Origin of the sequence: Microlunatus speluncae, from assembly GCF_009299835.1 — a bacterium.
GTDB classification, from domain to species: Bacteria; Actinomycetota; Actinomycetes; order Propionibacteriales; family Propionibacteriaceae; genus Microlunatus; species Microlunatus speluncae.
Genome location: NZ_VKCZ01000014.1, coordinates 240,798 through 263,469, shown reverse-complemented (window position 1 = coordinate 263,469; position 22,672 = coordinate 240,798). Strand labels below are relative to the sequence as shown.

Here is a 22,672-nt window from a genome sequence, read left to right as displayed (position 1 = left end):
CGCGGGTTGCGCGGGGTCCTGCGGGGGCTATCGTTGCCAGATTTTGCGGGGCGCTCGCCGCCCGCCGATCAGGGGTCGTTCGGTCTGTTGCCAGGTCCGGCGCCAGCCGCCCGGTGCCGTCGCGGCCTCGTCCACCCGATGTCGGCGGACCGCCCACCAGGTGGCGGAGTCCTCGGCGATCAGACTGCGCACCGCCTGCGCCGCCCGAACGGCCAGCACCGCGGGCGTCTCGCCGATCGCGGGCTCCAGCGGGAGTCCGTACCGGATCGCGACCCGGGGCCGTCCCGGCCGCGGCAACAGCCGGCCCGGTTCGACCGCCGCGACCGTGCCCCGCACGCCGACCGGGATGATCGGCACCCGGAGCCGGACCGCGACCGCCGCGACCCCGGCCGGGTCGTCGCCGGAGACCACGACGTTCCAGCCGCGGCCGAGCAGGCGCTCGGCCTGCCGCAGCTCCGGCACCGCCACGGTGCGCCGGCGCAGCGTTCGCGGCAGCCCGCTCACCGCCAGCGACCGGTCGACCCGCTGGCCGTCGCCGACCAGGAAGATCAGCGGCTCGGTGTGCCGGCGCAACTCGGCGGCACCGTACGTCTCGAGCGCCAGGGTCGCCCGGGCCGCGGGGTGCAGCAGCGCCTGGTAGCCGGCCTGCAGCCGGGCGGCGATCACGTGACCTCCGCCAGCACGCGGGGCGGGCTGTGCAGATAGCTGATCTTCGGGTCGGAGCCGACCGAGGCGGCCGTCATCTCCAACGCGTCGGCCAGGCTGGACGCCGCCCGGAAGCCCATCCGGGCCACGGTCGCGCGGTCGCCGCCGACCCAGACCACGTCGGACAGCCGGGCCGTCGCCGCCGTCACCTCGGCCCAGACCAGGAACGGATGCACGCCGTGGAAGGCGTGCCCGGTGCGGTACAGATGGCGATACCACTCGTCGTCGGCGAACTTGGCGAACGCCTCCGCTGTCGCCGCCGCTTGTCCTGAGCCTGTCGAAGGGGACGGCAGCACCTCGTCGAAGAAGTCGACATAGGACGGGTGGTGCAGCGGCGAGAACTCGCTCCGCGCCGGGTGGTAGACGATCACCGCGCCGCGGTCGCGGACGACCGGCTTGCCGGTGGCGGCGCCGAGCGTGCCGACCAGCCCGGACCAGGCGGCAAGGAGCGGGTTGGTCACCGACCCGACGCTGCACGGACCGGCCTGCGGCACCCCGACCACGGCCACGTCGGCCTGGCCTTCGACCTCGACCAACTGCTGCTTGCGTACGGTCTCGGCGGCGGCATCGGCGACCTGCGCCGGGTCACCCGCGACCACGCTGACCACCCCGTAGCTGCCGGGCAGATTGTTGACCAGGCTGCGGCGCAGCTTCGACGGGGTCAACGCCAGACCCTGCCGCAGCACCGTGGCCCGCGCCTGGTCCCGCAGCCCCCACTCCCATTCCCGCCGGCCGAGGAACTCGACCGGCGCGCCGAAGGTGCGGTTGTCCAGCACGGCGTCGATCGCGAACGCGTCGACCGCGCCGCCGACCAGCCGGGCGATCGCCTCGCCGTCGGGCCCGGTCAGGCCGGTGATCGTCGCCGTCGAGCCGACGCCGGCGGCCAGCCAGTGACCGAGGCTGCCCTCCGGCACGTCGAAGGCCGGGGCCGGCTGACCGGCGATCCGGACCACCACGACCACGTCGGAATCGATCACCCGCCGGTCCACCCGCACGGTCGAGTCGGAGACCGCGCCGATGCCGGTGAGCCGGTCGTCGTCCTCGGCGTCATGGTTGCGCAGCAGCCCGTCGGCGCTGAACGACCGGTAGACCCGCTCTCCGACCAGCCGGCGCAGCTCGGCCCCGGTCAACCGGCGGCGCAGCCCGGTGGCCGCGATCACCTGGACGTCATCGACACCGGCGTCGGCAGCCCGGCTCAGCACCTCTTCGATGATCACGCCACGGACATCCGGGGCGGGCATCGACGGCACCGGGACGCTGAGATCCTCCACCAGGATGGTGATCATGCTGTCCGGCCGCAGCCGCGCGGCCAGCGGTTCGGCGCCGAGCGGCCGGTCCAGGGCCCGGCCGATCTCGCCCCGCACGTCGGCCAGGGTCGGCAGCGGGTCCGGCGGATAGATCACCTTCGCGCCGAGCGGGAACAGTTGCCGTACGACAGCGTCGCCGGAGTGGACGACGAGCGGCGGGGTGCGCTCGTCGACCTCGAGTACGAAGCCGGGCCGGGCCATCTACTGGTCTCCCCTGTTGATCATGGTCACTGGGCTCATGGCGGTCCTCACTGGTCTCCCCCAGGCAGCAACCAGCGGGGCATGTCGGGCCTGATCTTCCATTCCACCACCGACCACTGGTTCGCCGCAGCCGCTCGCATCAACGCGATGTCCGGCGTCACCGCGACCGCGTTGCCGACCGCGCTCAGCATCGGCAGGTCGGAGTGCGAGTCGGCGTAGGCGTAACTCCTGGTCAGATCGATGCCGTGGGTGTCGGCGTGATGCCGCAACCAGGCCGGCCGCGACTCCCCGACCAGCGGCGGGCCGGTCAGGAAGCCGGTGCACCGACCGGCGTCGTCGGTGGCCAACTCGGCCGCGACGATCTCGTCGAACAGCGGCCGCAGCGGCCGGGTCAGCGGCGCCACCACCCCGGTGATCAAGATCGTCTTGTGGCCGGCGTCGCGGTGCGCCCGGACCCGGCGGACCGCCTCGGGCGACAACCGGCTCAGGATGTGCGGCGCCAGCACGGTGTCGATGTGCTGCTCGAGCGCCTCGAGGTCGGCGCCGGCGTAACGCCGGTAGACCGCGCGCAGGAAGCTGCCCCGGTCGCGGCGTTCGGTGCGCAGGTAGGCCGGCAGCCGGCGCAACACCTGACCCACCTCGGTCAGCTGGCGGGCCCGGGACAGTTCGGGCAGCCGGGTCCACAGATACTGCTCGATCACGTTGGTCGACATGATCGTGCCGTCCAGGTCGAACACGGCCAGCGCGCTCGACCCGGCGGTGTCCCGGCTCAGGTCGCGCATCGTCGTCGCCCGGTTGCCGCGCTTGCGGCGCAACGCGTCCATCCGGCGCACCGGCGCGGTGATCGACGGGCAGTGCACCTCTTCGATGTACGTGGTCCAGTCGTAGGCGCCCGTGTCGAAGGCGAAGCCGTCCACATCGTCGGGATGCAATGACCGGTGCAGCGCCAGGGTGTTGGCGTCGACGAAATGCAGCTCGGACTGGGCGTACTCGTTGTAGAGCGACAGGTATTTGCGCAGGAAGTCCAGCCGGCCCCGGGTCCGGTCCAGGCCCTTGGCCATGGTCCGGGTCCGGTTGGAGCGCGGCGCCATCGACAGCACCCGGTCGGCGAGCTTGTGCGCCCGTTCCGAGGTGGACAGCAGTCGCTCCACCGACGCCGCTCCGGGGAACTTCCACTGCGGCAGGTGGGCCGCGCCGCGGGCGCCGCCGACGAACGGGTGCGCGGTGAAGTAGGAGCGGATGTGGCCGTACAGATCCTTGAAGGTGATGGGATTCCGGGCCCCCGAGGAGACGTGGAAATACTCCGGCTCCCCCACCTCGGGCTCGGTCGCGGCGACGGCGATGATCGCGTTCACCACATGATCACAGGGCACAATGTCGACGACCGAGTCGGGCGAGGCCGGGAACTCGGGCAGCTCGCCGCGGCCGTACGCCAGGATCAGCGGCTCGGCCATCTTGAAGCCCTCGATCCAGCCCGGGTAGGGGTGCCGCCAGCTGGACTCGACGATCGACGGCCGGACCATCGAGACCCGGATGCCCGCGCCCCGGTCGGCGACCGCCCGCTCGCCGAGCGCCTTGGTGAACGTGTAGACGTCGGTCCAGCCGAGCGAGCGGGCCCGTTCGGTGCCGGCCTTGACCAGCTCGGCGGTGACCCACTCCTTGCGTCGCCGCTCGGTGTCGGCCGCCGTGGTCAGGAAGCCGGCCGCGCGGTGCTCCCGTTCGGCCTCCTTGCGCAGCTTGGTCAGCCGGTCCGAGGTCCGCGACTCGGCCTCGATCAGGTCCCGCATGCGCAAGCCGGCCTCGGTCTCGGCCCGGTAGTCGATGTCGTGCTCGTGCGGCGCCTCCGGGATCACACCGCGCCGCCGGCCGGCGGTGTAGGCGGTGGAGATGTGCACGTAGTGCGGCACCTTGATCAGCGTGCCGTGCTCGTCGGAGTTGGCCTCGATCAGCCGGCCGATCAGCGCGGTGGTGCCGACCACGTTGGTGGTGAACGCCTGGTCGATCGGCGGGTCGAAGGACACGTCACCGGCCGAGTGGATGATCACGTCGATGCCGCGCGGCAGCTCCGGGACATTCGGCAGATCGCCTTCCACCACGTCGATCCGGGCGTCCAGCAGTTCCTCGACGCCGCCGGCCGCGTCGCGCAGGTCGCTGAAGATCTTCTTCTTCAGCAGCGTGATCATCCGCTCCCGGCCGGAGGCCGAACGCTTCCGCCGGACCAGCACCGCGGCCCGGGTGTCGGGCAGCTCGGTCAGGATCTTCCACAGCAGTTGCTCGCCGATGAAGCCGGTCACGCCGGTGACCAGCACCGTCATCCCGGCCAGCCGCTCCCGCAGCCGGGCCCCCGCCAGCGGTGAATCTCCCAGCGGTGAATCAGCCAGCGGTGATCGGGCCGTCGCGGTGTTCCCGGCGGAACCCGTGGCGGCTTCGGGGGCCAGGGTCATGATCCGGTCCCGCTCGGTGCCGGCGCAACACCGGCGGCGACCCGTAAGGCCTCGGGCAGGGTCAGGTTGCCGACGTACAACGCGGTGCCGATGATCGCGCCTTCGACGCCGTCCGGCACCAGCGTGGTCAGTGCGGCGATGTCGTCCAGGCTGGAGACGCCGCCGCTGGCGATCACCGCGGCGTCGGTACGCGAGCAGACGTCACGCAGCAGCTCCAGGTTGGGCCCGGCCAGCATGCCGTCCGAGGCGACGTCGGTGACGACGAAGCGGGCGCAGCCGGCGGCGTTGAGCCGGTCCAGCGTCGGATAGAGCTCGCCGCCCTCCTCGGTCCAGCCGCGCGCGGCCAGCCGGGTGCCGCGGACATCCAGGCCGATGGCGATCTGCTCGCCGTGGGCGGCGATGATCTCGTCGCACCAGTCGGGCCGCTCCAGCGCCGCGGTGCCGATGTTGACCCGCGCGCAGCCGGTGGACAGGGCCCGGTCGAGGCTCGCGTCGTCACGGATCCCGCCCGACAGCTCGACCTTCAGCTCCGGGTGATCGCCGCTCAGGCCGGCGATCACACCGGCGATCAGGGCCGCGTTGTCGCCGCGGCCGAACGCCGCGTCCAGGTCGACCAGGTGGATCCATTCGGCGCCGTCCTCGGCCCACCGCCGGGCCGCCGCCGCGGGCTCGCCGAACCGTTTCTCGGTACCGGCCTTGCCCTGCACCAACTGCACGGCCTGGCCTCCGGCCACGTCGACAGCCGGCAGCAACACCAATGAATCCACGCGCCAGACCCTATCCGCTCGGGCGAATCCGCTCGCCCACCCCGTCCCACCTGAACCAGCAGCATAAACCGAGACCTCCCGACCGACCGACTTGTAGCGGCTGGGCGCTGGGCGGTCATCGCCCAGAACACCCAGCCACGACAAGTCGGGCTTTCGTTCGGTCAGTCGGCCAGTTCGTCGCGCTCCTCGGCGGTGAAGGCGGGCATCGCGGCTGCCGGGTCGGCCAGTCGGGCGGTGCGCAGGGCCGAGATCTTGGCCCCGTTGGCGCGCATCGCCTCGGCGCTCTTGCCGCGCCCGTAGGTGACCGCGTAGTCACGGGCGACACCGATCGACGCCCCGACCTCGATCGCGTCCTGGTCGGCGCCCATGTAGAGGAACTGCCAGCGGTACGCGTTGGTCTGCTGCTCGACCAGGGACTTGATCGCCTCCCGGGTCCACTCCCGGCTGGCGTTCTCCAGGCCGTCGGTCATGATCGCGACGACGACCGTGCCGGGCCGCCGCTCCTCGGGCAGCGCGGCCAGCCGCTGGCCGGCGTCGGTGATCAGCCGGCCCATCGAGTCGAGCAGGGCGGTGCTGCCGCGCGGCTCCAGGCTGAGCGGCGGGACCTCGGCGACGGCGACGTCGGCGTAGACCTCCTCGTAGTGGTCGTCGAACCGGGCCAGGGTGACGCGGCAGTCGCCCTCGATGGCCCGCTGTTCCTCGATGAAGGCGGCGAAGCCGCCCTCGATGTCACTCTTGATCGACTGCATCGAGCCGCTGCGATCCAGCAATACGTAGATCTGGGTGAGCAACTGGTCGGTCATAGGGTCTCCCTTCCCTCCTTGGACTCAGCCGGTGGGCCGGCGCGGCTTGAACCGCATCGGCGCCGCCCGCTCCGGTGCCGGGCGTGGTGTGCCCGACTCCCGGTCGTACTTCGCCCGTTCCACCCCGGCCGCGGTGACCCGGCCCCGGTCGTCGGCGTACGCGCCGAGCTGCCGGGTCCGGGCCAGCCGAGGCCCGACCGCGTTCTCGGACAGGCCGGCCTGCACGCCGGCCGAGCGAAGGCTCGCGCCGCCGCTGAGCACGGCGTCGGCCAAGGCCGCGTCGATCAGCTCGGTCAGCCGTTCGGCGGCCTCCCGCAGATGCGGCAGCGCCTCCTCCGGCGTCGTGCCGTCGGCCGCATCGAGCGCTCGCCGTACGTCATCGACCGTGGTGTCATCGGACATGCCCCCAGCATGCCGCACAAACTGCGCCCACGCAAATTCTGCGGGCCGCCCAAGTTTTCGCCGAGTTGTCAGAAGTGAGTTGCGCTATGGCACAACTCAGTTCTGACAACTCGGCGTGAGGGTGTGGATAACCGGCTCTCAGCAGGCGGTGGCGGCGAGGCCGTGGTCGCGGCGGGCCGTGGTGGAGACGTGGGAGAGGAAGCTGCCGGAGGTGGCGGCGGCCTCGGCGGTGAACCAGTCCTGGGCGATGTCGCAGACGACCAGCTCGGCCGCGGTGTCGGAGAGCACGGTCGGCAGGGTGTGCACGACCGTGGACGGGAAGCTGACCACATAGCGGCCGACCGGGCCCATCCGGGCGGCCAGTTCGATCGGCAGCTCGGGCCGGAGCACCTCCAGCCCGAGGGCGGAGATCCGGGCCAGCTTCGCCGGCTCCTCCTTGCGGTGGGCGAAGTAACGGTCGACCCGATAGCGGGTGGCCAGGGTGCCGACGCCGCGCAGGTACGCCTCCTCGTCGACCACCCCGGTCTCGACGAGTGAGGTGCCGACCAGGTCGCCGGTGATCTTGACCGTCGGCTGGCCGTACTGGCTGCGGACCCAACCGAAATCGTTGCGAACCACCGGCAGGTCGACCTCCAGCGGCAGACAGCTGAACAGGCTGATCTTGCTCCCGGTCGCGGCCGTCATACGGCGTCGGGCCAGGGACGCGATCTGCCGCCGGTGCGGCGAGGTCCGGGTGGTGTGCCAGCGGACGAGTTCTTCGCCGCTGGCCCACAACCGGGCGAACTCCATCGTGGCGGTGCCGTCGTCGACGATCACGACCTCCGGCACCCGGGTGACGCCGAGGACGACCTGGATGACGCCGGAGAACGGATCGCCGACGACGAGCCGGTCGATCCCGATCAGCTCGCCGGCCATCGCCCGTACGGTCCGCGCGGTCGACGCCGCCCCCAGCCGCGGCTCGTGCCACCGGACGACCTGCCGCAGGTTGCGGGCGATCTCGGTCATCCGGCGCAGCTGCAGCCGAGACTGCTCCGGGCGCGGCGCCAACACCACCGTGGTCAGGTCGTCCCGCTGTACGTCGTGCCGGTGCGCCCACTCCAGCACGTTCAAGAGCTGGGTCGGGCTTTCCACCAGTGCGAGCGTCTTCATCGGACCTTCCTTACCCCGCAGTGTCCCGTGCGTCAGGCGTCGACGAGTTGCGGCGACTCCTGCGAAGCGAGGACGCCGGGCACCCGGCGCAGCTTCTTCATGGCGGCGAGCTCGCCGTCGTACACCTTCTTCACCCCGTCACCGAGCGACTCGGTGATGGTACGGATGTCGCGGACCAGCCGCACCAGGCCCTGCGGCTCGACCGAGGCGGCCTGGTCGGAGCCCCACATGGCCCGGTCGAGGGTGATGTGCCGCTCGACGAACACGGCGCCGAGCGCGACCGCGGCCAGCGTGGTCTGCAGGCCGGTCTCGTGGCCGGAGTAGCCGATCGGGACGTTGGGGAACTCCGACTGGAGGGTGTGGATCATCCGCAGGTTGAGCTCCTCGGCCTTGGCCGGGTAGGTGCTGGTGGCGTGCAACAGCACGATGTTCTCACTGCCGAGCACCTCGACCGCGTGCCGGATCTGCTTCGGGGTCGACATGCCGGTGGACAGGATGATCGTCTTGCCGGTGGACCGCAGTCGCCGCAGCAGCTCGTCGTCGGTCAGCGACGCGGAAGCGACCTTGTGCGCCGGCACGTCGAAGTCCTCCAGGAAGTCGACCGACTCGACGTCCCACGGCGAGGCGAACCAGTGGATCCCGCGCTCCTTGGCGTGCGCATCGATCGCCGCGTACTCGTCGGCGCCGAACTCGACCCGGTGCCGGTAGTCGATGTAGGTCATCCGGCCCCACGGGGTGTCCCGCTCGATCTGCCACTGGTCCCGCGGCGTGCAGACCTCGGGGGTCCGCTTCTGGAACTTCACCGCGTCGCAGCCGGCGTCGGCGGCGATGTCGATCAAGGCCTTGGCGTTCTCAAGATCACCATTGTGGTTGATGCCGATCTCGCCGGTGACGTACACCGGGTGATCGGTACCGACCTGATGATCACCAATGGACCTGGTCGGCGCGATGAACTCATGGTTGGCTGTCATGGCTGCGAAGTTAGGAATCGCATGTGGCGAGATCGCACCGCCGACCTGAACGACGAGCGAACAAACCGCGACATCTGATGGGTGGGGCGACCAATCGCACGGAAGTCGGTGGGCGACGTTCACCCGGGCGCTGCCGTGTGTTCACCTGGCTCCCCAAACATGGTCGCCCATGGGCGCAGGTCCTGCTGTCGCAGGAACCGCTCACGGCCTCGGGATCCCCACCACCTCACGAGGAGGACGATGCATCGCGCCGACGGTCACCGGCCGACGCGACTCAGCGTCATCATTCCCTGCCACAACATCGAGACCTATGTCGGGCCGATGTTGCAGAGCCTGCGGCTCAACGCCGGGCCCGGGATCGAGTTCCTACTCGTCAATGACGCCTCAACCGATGCGACAAAGTCGATCATCGAGCGGCAACTGGACCGAATTCCCGGTGCGTCCTTGATCAACTGTCCGGACAACATCGGGCTGTCAGCGGCGCGCAATGTGGGGATCGACCAGGCGGGCGAGGCCGAGTACCTCACATTCCTGGACGGCGACGACTTCGTTCGGCCCGGCTACTATCCCGAACTGCTGGCCGCGATCGAGCAGCGCCGCTGCGACTTCCTGCGCACCGATCATGTGCGCGTGGTCGGGAAGAAGCGCACGGTGCACCGGATCAACCATCCACACCGCGGCACGGTGGTGAAGCCGCGCGACGCGATCCTGCCGGTCGACCGCACCACGTCGGTCGACGCACCCAACGCGTGGGCGGGGATCTTCCATCGCCGACTTGCCGACAACGGCCTACTCCGGTTCAACGAGAACCTGAAGACCTGCGAGGACCGGCCATGGAACTGGCGGCTGCATTTGAGGGGCGAGTCATTCGCCGTGGTCGGCCTGCTCGGTGTCTTCTACCGGCGTGATGTGGCCACGTCCCTGACCAAGATCTCCGACCGGCGGCAGTTCGACTTCCTGACCGCGTTCGACCAGATCATCTCCGACGTGACCTCCGATCCGGATGCCGAAAGCCTGCTACCCAAGGCGATCCGGAGCTACTGCAGCATGATCTGTCATCATCTCGGCCGGCTCGACACCTACCTGCCCGAGCTCGGTGCGGAACTGCACGCCCGGTCGGTGGCCGCCCTGCACCGGCTGCCCCGACGGCACCTGACCGACGTCGTCTCAGGCCTCGATCCACGCCGCCAGGCCATGATCACCGAGGTGCTCGCCGCATGAGCACCCATCTCTTCGTCGCGTCCACTGCATTCGGACTGTCAACCCTGGCCGCCGCGATCAAGGACGGCGCCTGGGCCGAGGCCGGGCAACGGATCTTGATCATCTCCAACAACTCCACGGCTCCCGAGGCCACCCCGGGGCTGCTCGGCTCGGCCGGCATCGATCGGCTCACCGGCCTGTTCGATCAGGTCTACGACTACAACGAGCTGATCTCGCCGCTGCATCCGTCGGAATGGCGGCCGACGGCCAATGATCTTCCTCTGTTGCAGCGACTTATCGCCGGCCGCTGGGGCTTGGACGGGCTTGAGCTGCGACTGATCGTTGAGAGCATCCAGGCGGCACCGGCGCTGACCCTGGCGCGGATCTTCGCCGACGCGCCGATCGACGTGTACGCCGATGGCCTGATGTCCTACAGCCCCACCCGGGTCGGGCTGTACACCCAGGTCGGCTGCCGGATCGACCGGCTGTTCCATCTCGACCTCGCCCCGACGGTCACGCCGTTGCTGCTGCGCGAGTGGGAGGTGCGGCCGACGACTGTCGAGGCCGAGTCCTTTCGGCAGGTGATCACCGGCCTCGACGTCGAGGTGCCGAAGGCGCTGACCGCAGCACCGAAGGGGTCAGTCGCCGTCCTGCTCGGACAGTATCTGTCCGCGCTCAACATCCTCACCCAGGATGAGGAGATCGATCTGCTGCGGCAACTGATCTCCCGTGCCGTGGCCGCCGGGTTCACCACCCTGGTGTTCAAACCGCACCCGAGCGCCCCGGACCAGCTCACCGCGCCGCTGTTCGCCGAGGCGGAGCGGCTCGGCGCCGACCTTGCCGTCCACGACGACGCCGATCTGGTGGAGTCCTGGTTCGACCAGCCGAGCATCGGTCTGGTCGTCGGCTGCTTCTCCACCGCCCTACTCACCGCGGCTACCTGTTACGGGCTTCCGACCGCCCGGGTCGGGACCGATCTGGCCTTGGAGCGGGTCAGACCCTACGAAAACAGCAATCGCATCCCCGTGACACTGATCGATGCGCTGGTGCCGGAAATAGGCTCGCTCGCGGAACAGCCCGCGCAGGTGAGTGCCACCCGGTCCGGGCCCGACGAGGTACCGATCAACGACCTGGTCCGGATGGTCGGCTACTGCATGCAGCCCGGCCGGAACCCCGACCTGCGGCCGACCACCGAACGGCTGCTGTCCGATCACTGGGAAAGCGTCCGCGGATACGTGAAGCGGCGCCGGCTGACGATCCTCGACCTGCCCGGCCGGCTGCCCAGCCTGTCCAAGAAGAAGCGCCGCCTCCGATCCAAGCTCCGCCGGGCCGTCGGCCGCATCCTCGGGCCGCGGATCAGCCGGCTGATCGGCCAGGGCCGCCGGAGCATGCTGCGCGCCGTACGCCCGGTCCCCGCTTCGGCACATAGGGCCTGAGTTCTTTCCCCGTTGGCCCTATGCACAGACCCGTCCGATCCCGTCACCGGTTCTGCCCGGGCGATGGGATTCGAGATTCGAGCTCCTAGCGCACCCGGTCGGCCGAGGCGATCAGAGCGACCGACCGCAGCTTGAGGTCGCCGACCACCGTGGCCGTGATCTCCCCATAGGCGGCTCGCATCCGTTCCTGGCCTGCAGCATCCTGACTGCGGAAGGTCTGGCCGATACCGGCAATTCCTGCTTCTACGGCGGACCAGAGATCGTCCGGCCGAATCTCGAAGGTCCAGTGCAACTCCTGACACTCAACCTGTTCGAAGCCGGCCTCAGCCAGAATTCCGCCGAAGCCCTCTGCAGTTCGTTCGAAGTCATGCTCAGGTGGGAGCCGAGAGCCCGCTGGCGGGGTGACCGCCGCGCGTGTCATGACCTGATTCCAGAGCTGGTTGAGTGGTCCGGGCTGCGAAGTCCAGATCGTTGCTATGAGCCGCCCACCGCAGCGGAGAGCTCGAAACAGTTCTCTCACGGCGCTACGTGGGTCTGGTGTGTGATTGACCACGAAGTTCGCAGTGACGACATCCAAGATCTGATCGCGACATGGCAGGCTGCGAATCGAGGCGAGGCCGAAGCTGATCCCCGGATGACTGCGCGAGGCCAGAGCGATCATCGAAGGATCGCTGTCCAAGCCGATCACCGTGTAGCCATTATCTCTGGCGGCGGCTGCCACTGTTCCCGGCCCTGTTCCGATATCCAGCAGACGTCGAGCCGAGTCGCCCGGTCCGATGCGACGGAGAATCTCGTCCACCGTGCCTGCGCAGAGATGCGCGAACGAGCGTGCGTACGCGTCTGCGCCGTCCTTCCAGTCGTACGTAACCACGCTGACACGATTGCATGGTCGACCCGGTGCCACTACGAGTCCGTGCGAGAGCCGTTCAGCGCGGGCTGGAGGCGAGAGAACAGGCGGTCGCTGATCCGGTCGATGTCTGCGTCCGACAGGCCCGTCTTGGCCTGCTCCTTCTGCTTGATCAGGTTGAGTCGAGGCACCGGGCGGCCGAGGATCTCCTGCTCTTCGCCCCAGACCCGGTCGTCGCTGTCGATCAGGTGGCGGACGGCGGCCAGATAGGGTTCCGGGTCACCGAAGACGCCATAGAACTTGGTCGGGGTCAGCGCGAACGGGATCAGCCCGTCGGCGAACACCGACTCGAACACCGCGGCGGTGACGCCCGGCGTGTGCTCGCCGCGCCAGTCGTCGAAGACCACGACCCCGTCGCCGCGGAGCAGGCTCTTCGCGTTGCGGGCGTCCTCCCGGACATAGGCGTAGAGGTGTGAGGCGTCGACGTGCAGGAAACGCACCGTGTCGGGCTCGACGGCTTCGACGATAGCGGTGCTCGGCGCCTCGACGATCTCCGGAAGTTGATCATGGAGGGCGAGGTAGTTCTGCTCGAAGGTGCGCCGGGTCAGCGTCGGATAGGACCGTTCGGCCTCGGTCCGGTTGGCGCGGTCGGCGGCCGTGTCGGTCAGCAGATCGGTCCGCCCGAACAGGTCCAGCACGACGAACCGCTCACTGGGCCGGAGATGCTGGCCGATGATCACCGCACTCTTGCCGAGATAGGTGCCCAGCTCCACGAGAACGCCGGGAGCGGAGCCGGCCTGGACCTCGAGGATCGTCGCGAACAGCTGCCGATCGATCCACCAGAACCACCCGGGAATGTCGGAGTAGCCGCTAATAGCGCTCATGAGTGTCGCCCGTTCTTGATCAACCCGCGCAGCGAGTTGTTCAGGATCGGCGGAAGCAGCGACACCGACGCCTGGGCGAGCACGCCTTTGACTCTGCCGTGCCGGATCACCCGTCGCCGCAGGGCCGCCAGACTGTGCTGACCGGATCGGCCAAGACCGCCCGGACCGGCCGAGGTGGCGTGGTGGAACTCGGCCGCGCTGCGCAGGTAGTCGGTCTCCCAGGCGGCGTGCGACGGGCGGACGCCGGCGGCCAGCAGGTCGTCGGTTCGATCGGCCATGATCGCTGTCGCCGTGGTCTCACGGCCCAGGAAATAGCTGGCCAGGAAGTCCGGCTCCGGCGTCCCGATCTGATCGGCGCCGAGAGCATCGAAGGTGCGCAGCAGGCCGCTGTCCAGGAAGACCTGGTTGCCGTATCGCTCGTGGACGCCGAGGTCGAGCACCAGGCCGACCCGGCAGCCGTGGTCCAAGGCCTCCAGGCAGGCGGTCGAAGACATCGTGATCATCAGGTCGATCGAGTCCAGCACCTCACCGATCGGCGTGTAGTCGATCCGGAAGTTGGCCGGCTGGTCGATGCCGGCCAGCACGTTCTCCGGGTGGTAGAGCATCCGGTGGAAGGTGTCCTCCCCCGGCCGGTGCCGCGGCTTCAAGATCACCTCGCGGTCCGGATGATCAACGGCGTAGTCGACCAGTTTCTGATACATGTAACGCCGTTCGACCTCGCGGCCGGGCACGGTCGGCTGGTCGGCGTACAGCACGCGCTTGATCGGGCCGGTCCGTTGCGGCTGCGGCCGCGGGCTGAGGAACGGCAGTCCGGTCAGCAGCAGGTTGTCCGGCGGCAGACCGAGCCGGCGGCCGACGGCGGTGAAGTGATCGTAATCGGCCACCGAGTTGACCGCCACGATGTCGGAGGCACAGCGGTCCAGGTAGCCGGCGGTGATCTTCTCGATGATCACGCCGACCCAGCCGGTGATCAAGACCGGTCCGATCACCCCGGCCGAGTTGCGCCGGTCGGCCAGTTCGACGCTGAAGCCCTTGGTGATCGGCCCGGACAGTCCGCAGACCACCACGTCGCTGATCACCGCGACATCCAGCAGGTCGGACCAGGACAGCGAGTCGACCCCGTCGAATCCGGCATCGCGGATCTGCTGCGCCGACAGCGCCGAGCGCACGTCGGGCACGACCACCCGGCACGCGTAGCCGCGGCTGGCGAACTCGTCCCGGATCCGGCCGCACCATTTCAGTTGCGAGTCGAAGGCGGCGATGAACAGGGCGTTTTTCATCCACGGGCTCCGCGATAGGCGTCGATCGGCACGGCCGGACCCTAGGGATCGCGGGTGAACGCAGCGTTAACGCCCGGCGCCGATCGCGCCAACCCCGGGTCAGGACAGCGGCTTGGCCTGCACCCGGTCGACCGGCAGCGGCGCATAGAGATGCGGGTACGGTTCCTCGGCGTCCAGGTCTTCGACCACCAGCGGATCGGCCGGCTCGGGCCGCAGCTCCAGCAAGATCAACTCGGCGTCGGCCCGGTCCGGGTAGAGCCGCTGCCGCAGCGCCGGGAGCTGCCCGGCGAACGACAGGTGGACGTACCCCTGCAGGTCGTAGCCGACGTCGCGGGTCGACCACAGGTAGCCGCCGGCGTCCATGGCCGCGCGCCAGGTCTCGACGTCGGTGAGGTGGAAAACCGGCTCGGTGACCGGCTCACGCGGCCCGAGCAGGCCGAGCTCGACCAGCCGGGCCCGCAGCGCGTCGGCGTCGGTGAACTGGATCCCGGTCAGCCCGACCGCTTCGGCCCCGGTGACATTGCGTTCGACGTCGTCGACGAAGATCGCTCGCGCCGGGTCGAGGCCGTTCCGCTCGATCAGCAGCCGGAAGATCGCCGGATCGGGCTTGACCATCCGCTCCGCTCCGGAGACGAGGATGTCGGAGAACCGCCGGAGCAGCCCGAACCGCCGCTGGGCATGGGGAAAGGTCTCGTGCGACCAGTTGGTCAGCGCCACCAGCCGGATCCCGGCCCGCTGCAGTTCGGCGATCACCGCGCCGGTGCCCGGGATCATCCCGGTCAGCGTCAGCTCGAAGTTGGAGCGGTAGGCGCGGATCGCCGCGGCATGTTGATCACCGAACTTCTCGATCAGTTCAGCCTCGCCGTCGTCGAACGGCCGGCCGGCATCCTGAGTGTGGTTCCAGGTCGAGAAGCCGATCTGCTCCAGGAACGGCGGCACCTCCGCCGCCGGCAGGACCGTGGCGAAGGCCGGCACCGGATCCCACCCGAGCACCACCGCACCAAGATCGAAGACGACCGTGTCGTAGCCGGCGGCGTTCATGATCGTTTCCTGGTTGCGATCGACATGCCGGTCAACCTATCCGACCCCACCACCGGGACCAACGGCCCGGCCACGTCAACGGGGTTGCGGCAGTCCTCGGCCCAACTGCTCCAACGCCTCGGTGATCAGGGTCGCCAACGGCAACGGGCTGCGCCGGGTCGACCAGGTCCGCATCGCCGCCTTGACCGCACCACTGGCCGCGGTCGCGACCAGCGTCGGATACAGGTCGTGCTCGGCATCGGTGCCGGTGCGGTCGGCGATGGCGGCCACCAGATGCTCCTCGACGACCTCCTGCCGGGCGATGAAGTACGGCAGCAGGCTGGGCTCGCGCTTGGCCAGCCGGAACTGGTCCACCCACTCGCGCGCCTCGTCGTCGGGGAAGTCCATCGCGCCGACCAGAGCGTTGCGCATCGCGACCAGGATCGGCTCGTCGGCGGGCCGCGCCCGCAGCGCGGCGAGCACCCGCTCCAGGTGCTCCTCGGTGTCGGCCATCACCGCCTCCTCCTTGCTGGAGAAGTAGTTGAAGAAGGTGCGGACGGACACGTCGACCTCGGCCGCGATCCCCTCCACCGTGACCTTGTCCCAGCCGTGCTCCAGCGTCTGCCGCAACGCGGCGCGGCTGAGCGCAATGCGGGTGGCCCGCTTCTTGCGCTCGCGCAGGCCGGGCGCGGAGTCGGTGGCCGAGCTGGTCATGTCCTCACGGTAGCAAGGCTGCCCTTTGTGCAGTAATTCACAACAAGAAACTTTGCACGTCATGCAATTCGGCTCCTAGGGTTGAGGTGATCGGGCGACCCCAGCGAAGGAGTACGTGCACCATGACCCAGCCGTACGCGACCGAGACCCTCACCCCACTGCCGACGAAGCGCAGCACCCCCTTCGACCCGCCGCCGGCCCTGCGGGACCCGGACGCCTTCAGCGCCGCCGAGCTCGGCCCGGTCCGCCCGATCCTGATGGCCGGCGGTCGTCGCGGCTGGCTGGTCACCGGTTACGAGGAGGCGCGCACCGTCCTGGCCGATCCACGGTTCTCCGCCGACCGGTCCAAGGCCGACTCCCCGATCCGCGAGCGTCCGGGGGATGCCCAGCCGACCCCGCCCGGGATGTTCATCTCCCACGACGCACCGGACCACACCCGCTATCGCAAGCAGTTGACCGGCCTCTTCACCGTGCGCCGGATGCGGGCGCTGGCCAGCCGGATCGAGGAGTACGTCGACGAGCGGCTGGACGCGATGGAGGCCGCCGGCGGGCCGACCGACCTGGTCGCCGCGTTCGCCATGCCGGTCCCCTCGCTGGTGATCTGCGAACTGCTCGGCGTCGACTACGACGATCGCGCCGACTTCCAGGAGTGGACCGCGAAGTTGCTCAACCTGGACACCCCGGTGGCGGAGATCCGCGATCTCTGGGGCCGCCTGGACACGTTCATGCTCGACCTGGTCCGGCGCAAGCGTGAGACTCCGACCGACGACATCCTCGGTGGCCTGATCGAGTCCGACGCCGCCTTCACCGACGAGGAGCTCAGCAACGTCGGCAAGCTGCTGCTGATCGCCGGCCACGAGACGACCGCCAACATGATCGGACTGAGCACCTTCGCCCTGCTGCAGCACCCCGATCAGCTGGCCCGGCTGCGCCGGGAGCCGGAACTGATCCCGGGTGCGGTGGAGGAACTGCTGCGCTATCTGAGCATCGTGCAGTTCGTCGCCGTCCGGGTGGCGCTGGAGGACGTCGAGCTCGGCGGCCGGCTGATCCCGGCCGGCGAGACCGTCGCGATGCACCTGCCGGAGGCCAACCGGGATCCGCACCAGTTCGAGGATCCAGACACGCTCGACGTCACCCGGGAGCGGGTCCGGCACGTCTCGTTCGGCCACGGCATCCACCAGTGCCTGGGCCAGCAGCTGGCGCGGACCGAGCTGGTGGTCGGCCTGGGTAAGCTGTTGGAACGGTTCCCGAACCTGCGCCTCGCGGTCGATCCGAGCGAGGTCCCGTTGCGGCACGACATGGTGATCTACGGGGTGCACCGGCTTCCGGTGGCCTGGTGATCGGAGGCAGCATGAAGATCATCGCGAATCGTGACGTCTGCGTCGGTGCCGGCAACTGCGCCTTCACCGCCCCCGAGCTGTTCGACCAGGACGAGAACGACGGGACCGTCCTGGTGATCAAGGAAGTGCCCGACCCCGGCGAGGAGGAGTCCGCCCGGGAGGCGGTCGCCTTCTGCCCGTCCGGTGCCCTCACGATCGACGAGTAACCGCTCGATACTGGGGAACCTGCCGCCGGGTACTCCCGGTCCGATCTTCCCCGATGATCACTCGGAGCCTCTGGCGTCGCGCCGTTCGACGTTGTCCAGCAGGGATTCCCAGTAGCGCGCGATCACCGCCACCTCGGCCGCGTCGAAACCGGACACGGTCTCCCGCATCGCTTCGTCGTACAGGTCGAAGCGCCGACCGACCGTGCGCGCCTTGGGGGCGGCGCTGATCAACGCGCGCCGCCCGTCGCCCGGGACCTCGGCGCGATGCACGTAGCCGTCGGCCTCGAGGCCGGCGAGCACCCGCGCGACCGTGCTGCGCGGCAGCCCGCTCTGCCGACTGAGTTCGGTCGGCGAGATCGGCTCGCCGTGCAGATCGATGATGTGCAAGGCCTGCAGTGCGACCGCGGTCAGCCCCATCTCCTTGGCCACCCGCTCGTGCATCAAGATCATCTGCGGCACCAGGTGCTGGAAGCGGTCCCGGATCGTCCGCTCTCCCTGTGATCTCGCTCGCATCCACCCTCCTGAAGTAATTCCATTCTGGAAGCACATGGTATCGTGCCAACTAATTCCATATTGGAACTACCTTGGGGAGGTCGGGATGAGCAGCACGACGAGGCGCGTCAGGGTGATGGGCGCGATGGTGGTCCTGATCGTCGCCAACTTCATGGATCTGATGGACACGACCGTGGTCAACGTTGCGCTGCCGTCGATCCAGGCCGAGCTCGGCGCCGGACCGGCGGCCGTGGAGTGGCTGGTCGCGGCCTACACGCTGGCCCTGGCCGCGACCTTGATCATCGGCGGCCGGCTGGGTGACATCGTCGGCCTCCGCCGGGTGTTCCTGATCGGCATCGCCGGCTTCACCGTGACATCCGTCGTGGCGGCGGCCGCGACCGACGCCGGCCTGCTGGTCGCGGCCCGGGCGCTGCAGGGTGGCTTCGCCGGGCTGATGGTGCCGCAGGTGCTCGCCGGGGTGCAGGCGCTGTATCCGCCCGAGCGGCGGGCACCGGTCTACGGCGTGGTCGGCTTCATCACCGGTACGGCCAGCGTCGTCGGCCCGGTGCTGTCGGGGGTGATCGTCAGCACCGGAGCGTTCGGCTTCGGCTGGCGGGCCATCTTCATGATCAACGTGCCGATCGGGATCGCCCTGTTCCTGGCCGCGATCCGGCTCGTGCCGGCGACGCGCCCGGGCCCGGCGGTGCGGCTCGATCTGCCCGGCACCGCTCTGGTGACGACCGGCGTGCTGTGCCTGATCCTGCCACTGATCGAGGGCCGGGAGCATGGCTGGCCGTGGTGGTCCTGGGTGCTGTTGGCCGTCGGGCCGCTGTTGCTCATCGCGTTCGCCGTACGACAGCGTCGGCTCGAGCGGGCCGGTGGCACGCCGCTGATCCCGCTGCGGCTGTTCGCCGACCGCGGCTATCGCACCGGGTGCATGATCAACTTCTGCTTCCAGGCAGGCCTGGTCAGCTTCTTCCTCTTCCTCACTCTGTATCTGCAACAGGCGTTGCGGTTGGGGGCGCTGCAGTCGGGGCTGGTCTGGCTCGGACTCAGCCTGGGTGCGCTGGCCGGCAGCTCGATCGCGGCTCCGCTGCTGGCCCGGATCGGGCACCGGGTGATGGCGGTCGGCGCCGCCCTGTTCGCGCTGTCGATGATCTTGGTCGGGACGACAGCCGGCACCGTGTCACACTGGTGGGCGCTGGCCGGTCTGCTCACCATCGGCGGGATCGGGATGGGCCTGATCATCGTGCCGGTCTTCGACGTCGGGCTGGCCACGGTCCCGCGGACGGATGCGGGCAGCGCCTCCGGCACCCTGACCACGATCCAACAGCTCGGCGGTTCGTTCGGGGTCGCGGTGATCGGCGTGATCTTCTACACCGCAGCGACGGCCGCGCCGACGCCCGCCACGATCACCCATGGCCTGCACCTGGCCGTCGCCGGGTCGGTGATCGCCCTGCTGCTCGCCGGGCTCACGGCGCTGCTGCACCGGGCCCGCACCCCGGCCGACGCCGAGTTGGTCGCGGCCTGACCGCTACGTCCGGCGACGTACTCGCGCCGGCTCCGTTCGCCGTCTGGTTTGCCGTGGCCGTCGTCGCCAGGGCCGTGCGCTCCGTCCGGGCCCGCTGATCGGTGTCCACCCGGACGCACCAGCGACCGCAGGCGCAGTGGTCGTAGGCGACGACGCCCGCGCTGGTGCGATGCCGCGATCTTGTCGTCCAATGGTGGCGGTGCGGCAGGGCGATGGTCATCTGGCCTCCCAGGATCGGTGGGTCCGGAGGCCGGAGCGACCGTCCGTCCTGATCAACTCTTCGCCGCGGCCGGCGCCGGTCCCAGGTCGCCGACCGGACACCTGTCGGACAGTTCGCTCGGCGTACGGCAGCCGCGCGACCCGCCCCCGCCGGAGGCCTCCCACCTCCTAGACTGCGGCGGGGAGGCAGCCGTGACCGGACCTGGACCGTCGACCTTCGGCGACTTGCTGCGCGGGTGGCGCGAGCGCGCGCTGCTCACCCAGGAGGAGCTGGGCAGGCGGGCCGGCGTGGACCCGCGAACGCTGCGTCGTTGGGAGTCCGGCCAGTCCTCCCGCCCCCACGGCAGTTCGCTGCGCCAGGTCGCGGACGTCCTCGGGCTGAACGACGACGAGTCGGCCGAGCTGGCCGGGGCCGCCCGCGGAGCCGGCCGAGCCGCGACGGCCACCGCCCTCCCCGACCGGCCGCAGCAGTTGCCGCCCGCCCCGTCGCACTTCGTCGGCCGGCAGCAGGAGCTCGACGACCTGTGCGAGCAGGTCGCGGCCGGCCGCTCGGTGATCGCGGTCGAGGGGATGGCCGGGGTCGGCAAGACCGCCTTCGCCGTCCGGGCCGGCCTGCTCCTCGCGCCGGACTACCCCGACGGCCAGTTCTTCCTCGACCTGCACGGCTTCAGCGACCGCACCCGCCCGCTCACAGCGGACGAATCGCTGGCACGGCTGATGCGGGCCCTGGGGGTGCCGGGTGATCAACTACCGGTCGACACCGAGGAGTGCGCAGGACTCTTCCGCAGCCTGGTCGCCGACCGGCGACTGCTCCTGGTGTACGACAACGTGGCGACCGCCGGCCAGGTCGCGCCGCTGCTGCCGGCGACCGCGACCTGCCAGGTGCTGACCACCAGCCGGCACACGCTGGCCAGCCTGGACCGCGGCGCGACGATCCGGCTGGCCACGCTGCCCCGGCCGGTTGCCATCGACCTGTTCGCCCGGGCGGCCGAGTCGGCCGGACCGCCGGCCGGCGAGGCCGGGGTCGACAAGGCGGCGGCCGGCAGGTCCGAGGGCGATGCCGCGTTGCTGACCGACGTTGTCGAGCTCTGCGGCCGACTGCCCCTCGCGCTGCGAATCGCCGCCGCCCGGCTCCGGTCCCGGCCCTCCTGGCGGCTGGCCGATCTCGTCCAGCGGCTGCGGGAGCAACGCGGCGCCGTCCTCGACCGGCTCGACGACCAGACCCTCGGCGTTTCGGCCGCCCTCGACCTGTCCTACGCCGCGTTGGACGAGCCGACCCGGCGCGGCTACCGGCTGGCCAGCCTCGTTCCCGGCCCGGACCTGGATGCCGCGGCGGCAGCGGCCCTGTTCGGAACGGAGGTCGCCGCGGCCGGCACCGCCCTGGAGAGTCTGCAGGATCTGCACCTGCTCGACGAGGCGCCTGCCGGGCGCTACAGCTTTCACGACCTCACTCGGGCCCATGCGGCCCGGCACGCCAGGTCGACGGAGTCCGAGCACGACCGCAGGGATGCGCTGATCCGGCTCTTCGACCACTACGGCGCCTGGGCGAGCGCGGCCATGGACCTGGCGCATCCGTACACCAAGAGCCGCCGGCCGGACCCGCCGTACACCGTCGATACGGCGGACTGGACAGCCGGCCGGGCGAGCGCCTGGCTGCACACCGAACTCCCGAATCTCCTGGCCTGCGCGCGAGCCGCCGACGAGCTCGGGCTGCACCGCTACCTCGTCGGACTGGCCGGCCAGGTGCATCGCCAACTGGTCCTGATGGACCGCCTCCCCGAGGCCGACTTCCTGCTCGGGATGGCGCTGCGGGCCGCCGACCACTTGGGCGACCGGGCCGCCGCAGCCCAACTGAACGGGAACCTCGGGCGGTTGCGACGACGCCAGGGCGACTACCCGGCCGCGTCGCGTCATTTCGCCCGCGCGCTGTCCCTCGCGGAGAGCGAAGGACTGCTGCTGGTGCAGGTCGACGCGCACATCGGGCTCGCCGCGACGGCCCAGTACAGCGGCAGTTCCGAGGATCCTGACCAGCACTTCGCGCTGGCGCTGCGATGGGCGGCGGAGGCCGGCGACGAACAGGGTTTGATCGAGTTGCACTGCTCGCTCGGCCACACCCGGCTGAACCAGCGTGACGCCCGGTCGGCCGCGGGCCACTTCGACCAGGCGCTGGCGCTGGCCCGACAAGTCGGCTACCGGGCCCGGGAGGTCGATGCCCTGATCGGCCGGGGCCGGGCCGACGGCGAGCTCGGGCGGACCTCCGCCGCTGTGGCCGCGTTCCGCCGTGCCGTGGCACTGTCGCGCCAGGAGAGCCTGCCCATGGGTGAGCTGTTCGGCCTGCTCAGCCTCGGCAACGCTCTCCGCCGCGGGGGCGATCCGACATCCTCCTTGGCGCCCTACCGGGAGGTGCTCGAGGTCGCCCGTCGCATCGGGAACCTGAACTGGCAGTACGAATCCCATCAGGGGCTGGGCCGAGCCCACCTCGACCTCGGTGACGGCCGGACGGCCCTCGAGCATCATCGGCAGGCTCTGCGGTTGGCCGAACGCCGCCGGGTCCGGCCCGATGTTGCACGGGCCGAGGACGGCCTCGGCGCGGCGGCGGCTGCGCTGGGTGATCTTTCCCGGGCGAGGCAGCATTGGCAGACCGCGCTCTCCCTGCTCACCGAGCACGGCTTCGACTACACCGACGAACCGGAGACCAGCCGAGGCGCGATCACCGAGAAGCTCCGCCAGCACTCTCCGTGACCGCACGCCGCC

The 22,672-nt window shown here is 70.1% G+C and carries 20 protein-coding genes; 6 read left to right on the top strand and 14 right to left on the bottom strand.

Translation table 11 applies throughout. The annotated features are described in order from the left end of the window. Positions 1-27 precede the first annotated feature (27 nt). The 8 genes from FNH24_RS18020 to FNH24_RS17985 form a co-directional block, all read right to left on the bottom strand. Complete coding sequence (locus FNH24_RS18020; protein ID WP_152363600.1) at positions 28-666, bottom strand: lysophospholipid acyltransferase family protein; 639 nt, start codon at positions 664-666, stop codon at positions 28-30. Continuing rightward, a complete protein-coding gene (locus FNH24_RS18015; RefSeq protein ID WP_152363599.1) occupies positions 663-2,213 on the bottom strand; it encodes a lactate racemase domain-containing protein in 1,551 nt (516 codons plus the stop codon). The genes FNH24_RS18020 and FNH24_RS18015 overlap by 4 nt, the downstream gene beginning before the upstream one ends. 47 nt (positions 2,214-2,260) lie before the next feature. Beyond that, on the bottom strand, positions 2,261-4,657 hold the full coding sequence (locus tag FNH24_RS18010; protein WP_152363598.1) for an HAD-IB family hydrolase: 2,397 nt from the start codon (positions 4,655-4,657) through the stop codon (positions 2,261-2,263). Further along, positions 4,654-5,424 (bottom strand): bifunctional 1-(5-phosphoribosyl)-5-((5-phosphoribosylamino)methylideneamino)imidazole-4-carboxamide isomerase/phosphoribosylanthranilate isomerase PriA, encoded by a 771-nt coding sequence (priA, locus tag FNH24_RS18005; RefSeq protein ID WP_152363597.1) that lies wholly within the window; start codon positions 5,422-5,424, stop codon positions 4,654-4,656. The genes FNH24_RS18010 and priA overlap by 4 nt, the downstream gene beginning before the upstream one ends. A gap of 161 nt (positions 5,425-5,585) precedes the next feature. After that, complete coding sequence (locus FNH24_RS18000; protein ID WP_152363596.1) at positions 5,586-6,227, bottom strand: vWA domain-containing protein; 642 nt, start codon at positions 6,225-6,227, stop codon at positions 5,586-5,588. 24 nt (positions 6,228-6,251) lie between these two features. Continuing rightward, positions 6,252-6,629: a hypothetical protein gene (locus FNH24_RS17995; protein ID WP_152363595.1), complete on the bottom strand. Its 378-nt coding sequence runs from the start codon at positions 6,627-6,629 to the stop codon at positions 6,252-6,254. Between the two features lie 138 nt (positions 6,630-6,767). Beyond that, positions 6,768-7,778, bottom strand: a complete 1,011-nt coding sequence (locus FNH24_RS17990; protein ID WP_152363594.1) for a hypothetical protein — start codon at positions 7,776-7,778, stop codon at positions 6,768-6,770. Between the two features lie 32 nt (positions 7,779-7,810). After that, positions 7,811-8,749 carry an N-acetylneuraminate synthase family protein gene (locus tag FNH24_RS17985; protein ID WP_152363593.1) on the bottom strand — a complete coding sequence of 313 codons (939 nt, stop codon included), beginning with the start codon at positions 8,747-8,749 and terminating at the stop codon, positions 7,811-7,813. Between the two features lie 240 nt (positions 8,750-8,989). Here FNH24_RS17985 and FNH24_RS17980 point away from each other — a divergent pair, with 240 nt between their 5' ends. After that, complete coding sequence (locus tag FNH24_RS17980) at positions 8,990-9,970, top strand: glycosyltransferase family 2 protein (protein WP_152363592.1); 981 nt, start codon at positions 8,990-8,992, stop codon at positions 9,968-9,970. Then, a complete protein-coding gene (locus FNH24_RS17975) occupies positions 9,967-11,385 on the top strand; it encodes a polysialyltransferase family glycosyltransferase (RefSeq protein ID WP_175047889.1) in 1,419 nt (472 codons plus the stop codon). Before FNH24_RS17980 ends, FNH24_RS17975 begins: the two co-directional genes overlap by 4 nt. 85 nt (positions 11,386-11,470) lie before the next feature. Here FNH24_RS17975 and FNH24_RS17970 read toward each other — a convergent pair whose 3' ends face one another. From FNH24_RS17970 to FNH24_RS17950, 5 genes are all read right to left on the bottom strand, one after another. Further along, the gene (locus FNH24_RS17970; protein ID WP_161606187.1) at positions 11,471-12,256 is read right to left on the bottom strand and encodes a class I SAM-dependent methyltransferase; all 786 of its coding nucleotides are present in this window, start codon (positions 12,254-12,256) and stop codon (positions 11,471-11,473) included. Positions 12,257-12,288: 32 nt separating this feature from the next. Next, entirely contained in the window at positions 12,289-13,116 is an 828-nt protein-coding gene (locus tag FNH24_RS17965) for a class I SAM-dependent methyltransferase (protein ID WP_152363590.1), read from the bottom strand. Continuing rightward, entirely contained in the window at positions 13,113-14,396 is a 1,284-nt protein-coding gene (locus FNH24_RS17960) for a DUF6716 putative glycosyltransferase (RefSeq protein WP_217428292.1), read from the bottom strand. The genes FNH24_RS17965 and FNH24_RS17960 overlap by 4 nt, the downstream gene beginning before the upstream one ends. Positions 14,397-14,495: 99 nt before the next feature. After that, positions 14,496-15,437, bottom strand: coding sequence for an HAD-IA family hydrolase (locus FNH24_RS17955; RefSeq protein WP_152363589.1), 942 nt, complete (start codon positions 15,435-15,437; stop codon positions 14,496-14,498). Positions 15,438-15,512: 75 nt separating this feature from the next. After that, positions 15,513-16,130: an acyl-CoA-like ligand-binding transcription factor gene (locus tag FNH24_RS17950; RefSeq protein ID WP_161606186.1), complete on the bottom strand. Its 618-nt coding sequence runs from the start codon at positions 16,128-16,130 to the stop codon at positions 15,513-15,515. A gap of 122 nt (positions 16,131-16,252) precedes the next feature. On the opposite strand from FNH24_RS17950, the gene FNH24_RS17945 reads away from it, so the two are divergent. Together FNH24_RS17945 and FNH24_RS17940 are read left to right on the top strand one after the other, a co-directional pair. Further along, positions 16,253-17,470, top strand: coding sequence for a cytochrome P450 (locus FNH24_RS17945; protein ID WP_152363587.1), 1,218 nt, complete (start codon positions 16,253-16,255; stop codon positions 17,468-17,470). Between the two features lie 11 nt (positions 17,471-17,481). Further along, positions 17,482-17,676 carry a ferredoxin gene (locus tag FNH24_RS17940; RefSeq protein WP_152363586.1) on the top strand — a complete coding sequence of 65 codons (195 nt, stop codon included), beginning with the start codon at positions 17,482-17,484 and terminating at the stop codon, positions 17,674-17,676. 57 nt (positions 17,677-17,733) lie between these two features. Here FNH24_RS17940 and FNH24_RS17935 read toward each other — a convergent pair whose 3' ends face one another. Further along, a complete protein-coding gene (locus FNH24_RS17935; RefSeq protein WP_161606185.1) occupies positions 17,734-18,189 on the bottom strand; it encodes a MarR family winged helix-turn-helix transcriptional regulator in 456 nt (151 codons plus the stop codon). An 85-nt stretch (positions 18,190-18,274) separates the two neighbouring features. Between FNH24_RS17935 and FNH24_RS17930 the strand changes: the two genes are divergently transcribed. Then, positions 18,275-19,699, top strand: a complete 1,425-nt coding sequence (locus FNH24_RS17930; protein WP_161606184.1) for a DHA2 family efflux MFS transporter permease subunit — start codon at positions 18,275-18,277, stop codon at positions 19,697-19,699. Positions 19,700-20,110: 411 nt separating this feature from the next. Continuing rightward, positions 20,111-22,660, top strand: a complete 2,550-nt coding sequence (locus tag FNH24_RS17925; protein ID WP_161606183.1) for an ATP-binding protein — start codon at positions 20,111-20,113, stop codon at positions 22,658-22,660. The last annotated feature ends 12 nt before the right edge of the window (positions 22,661-22,672 follow it).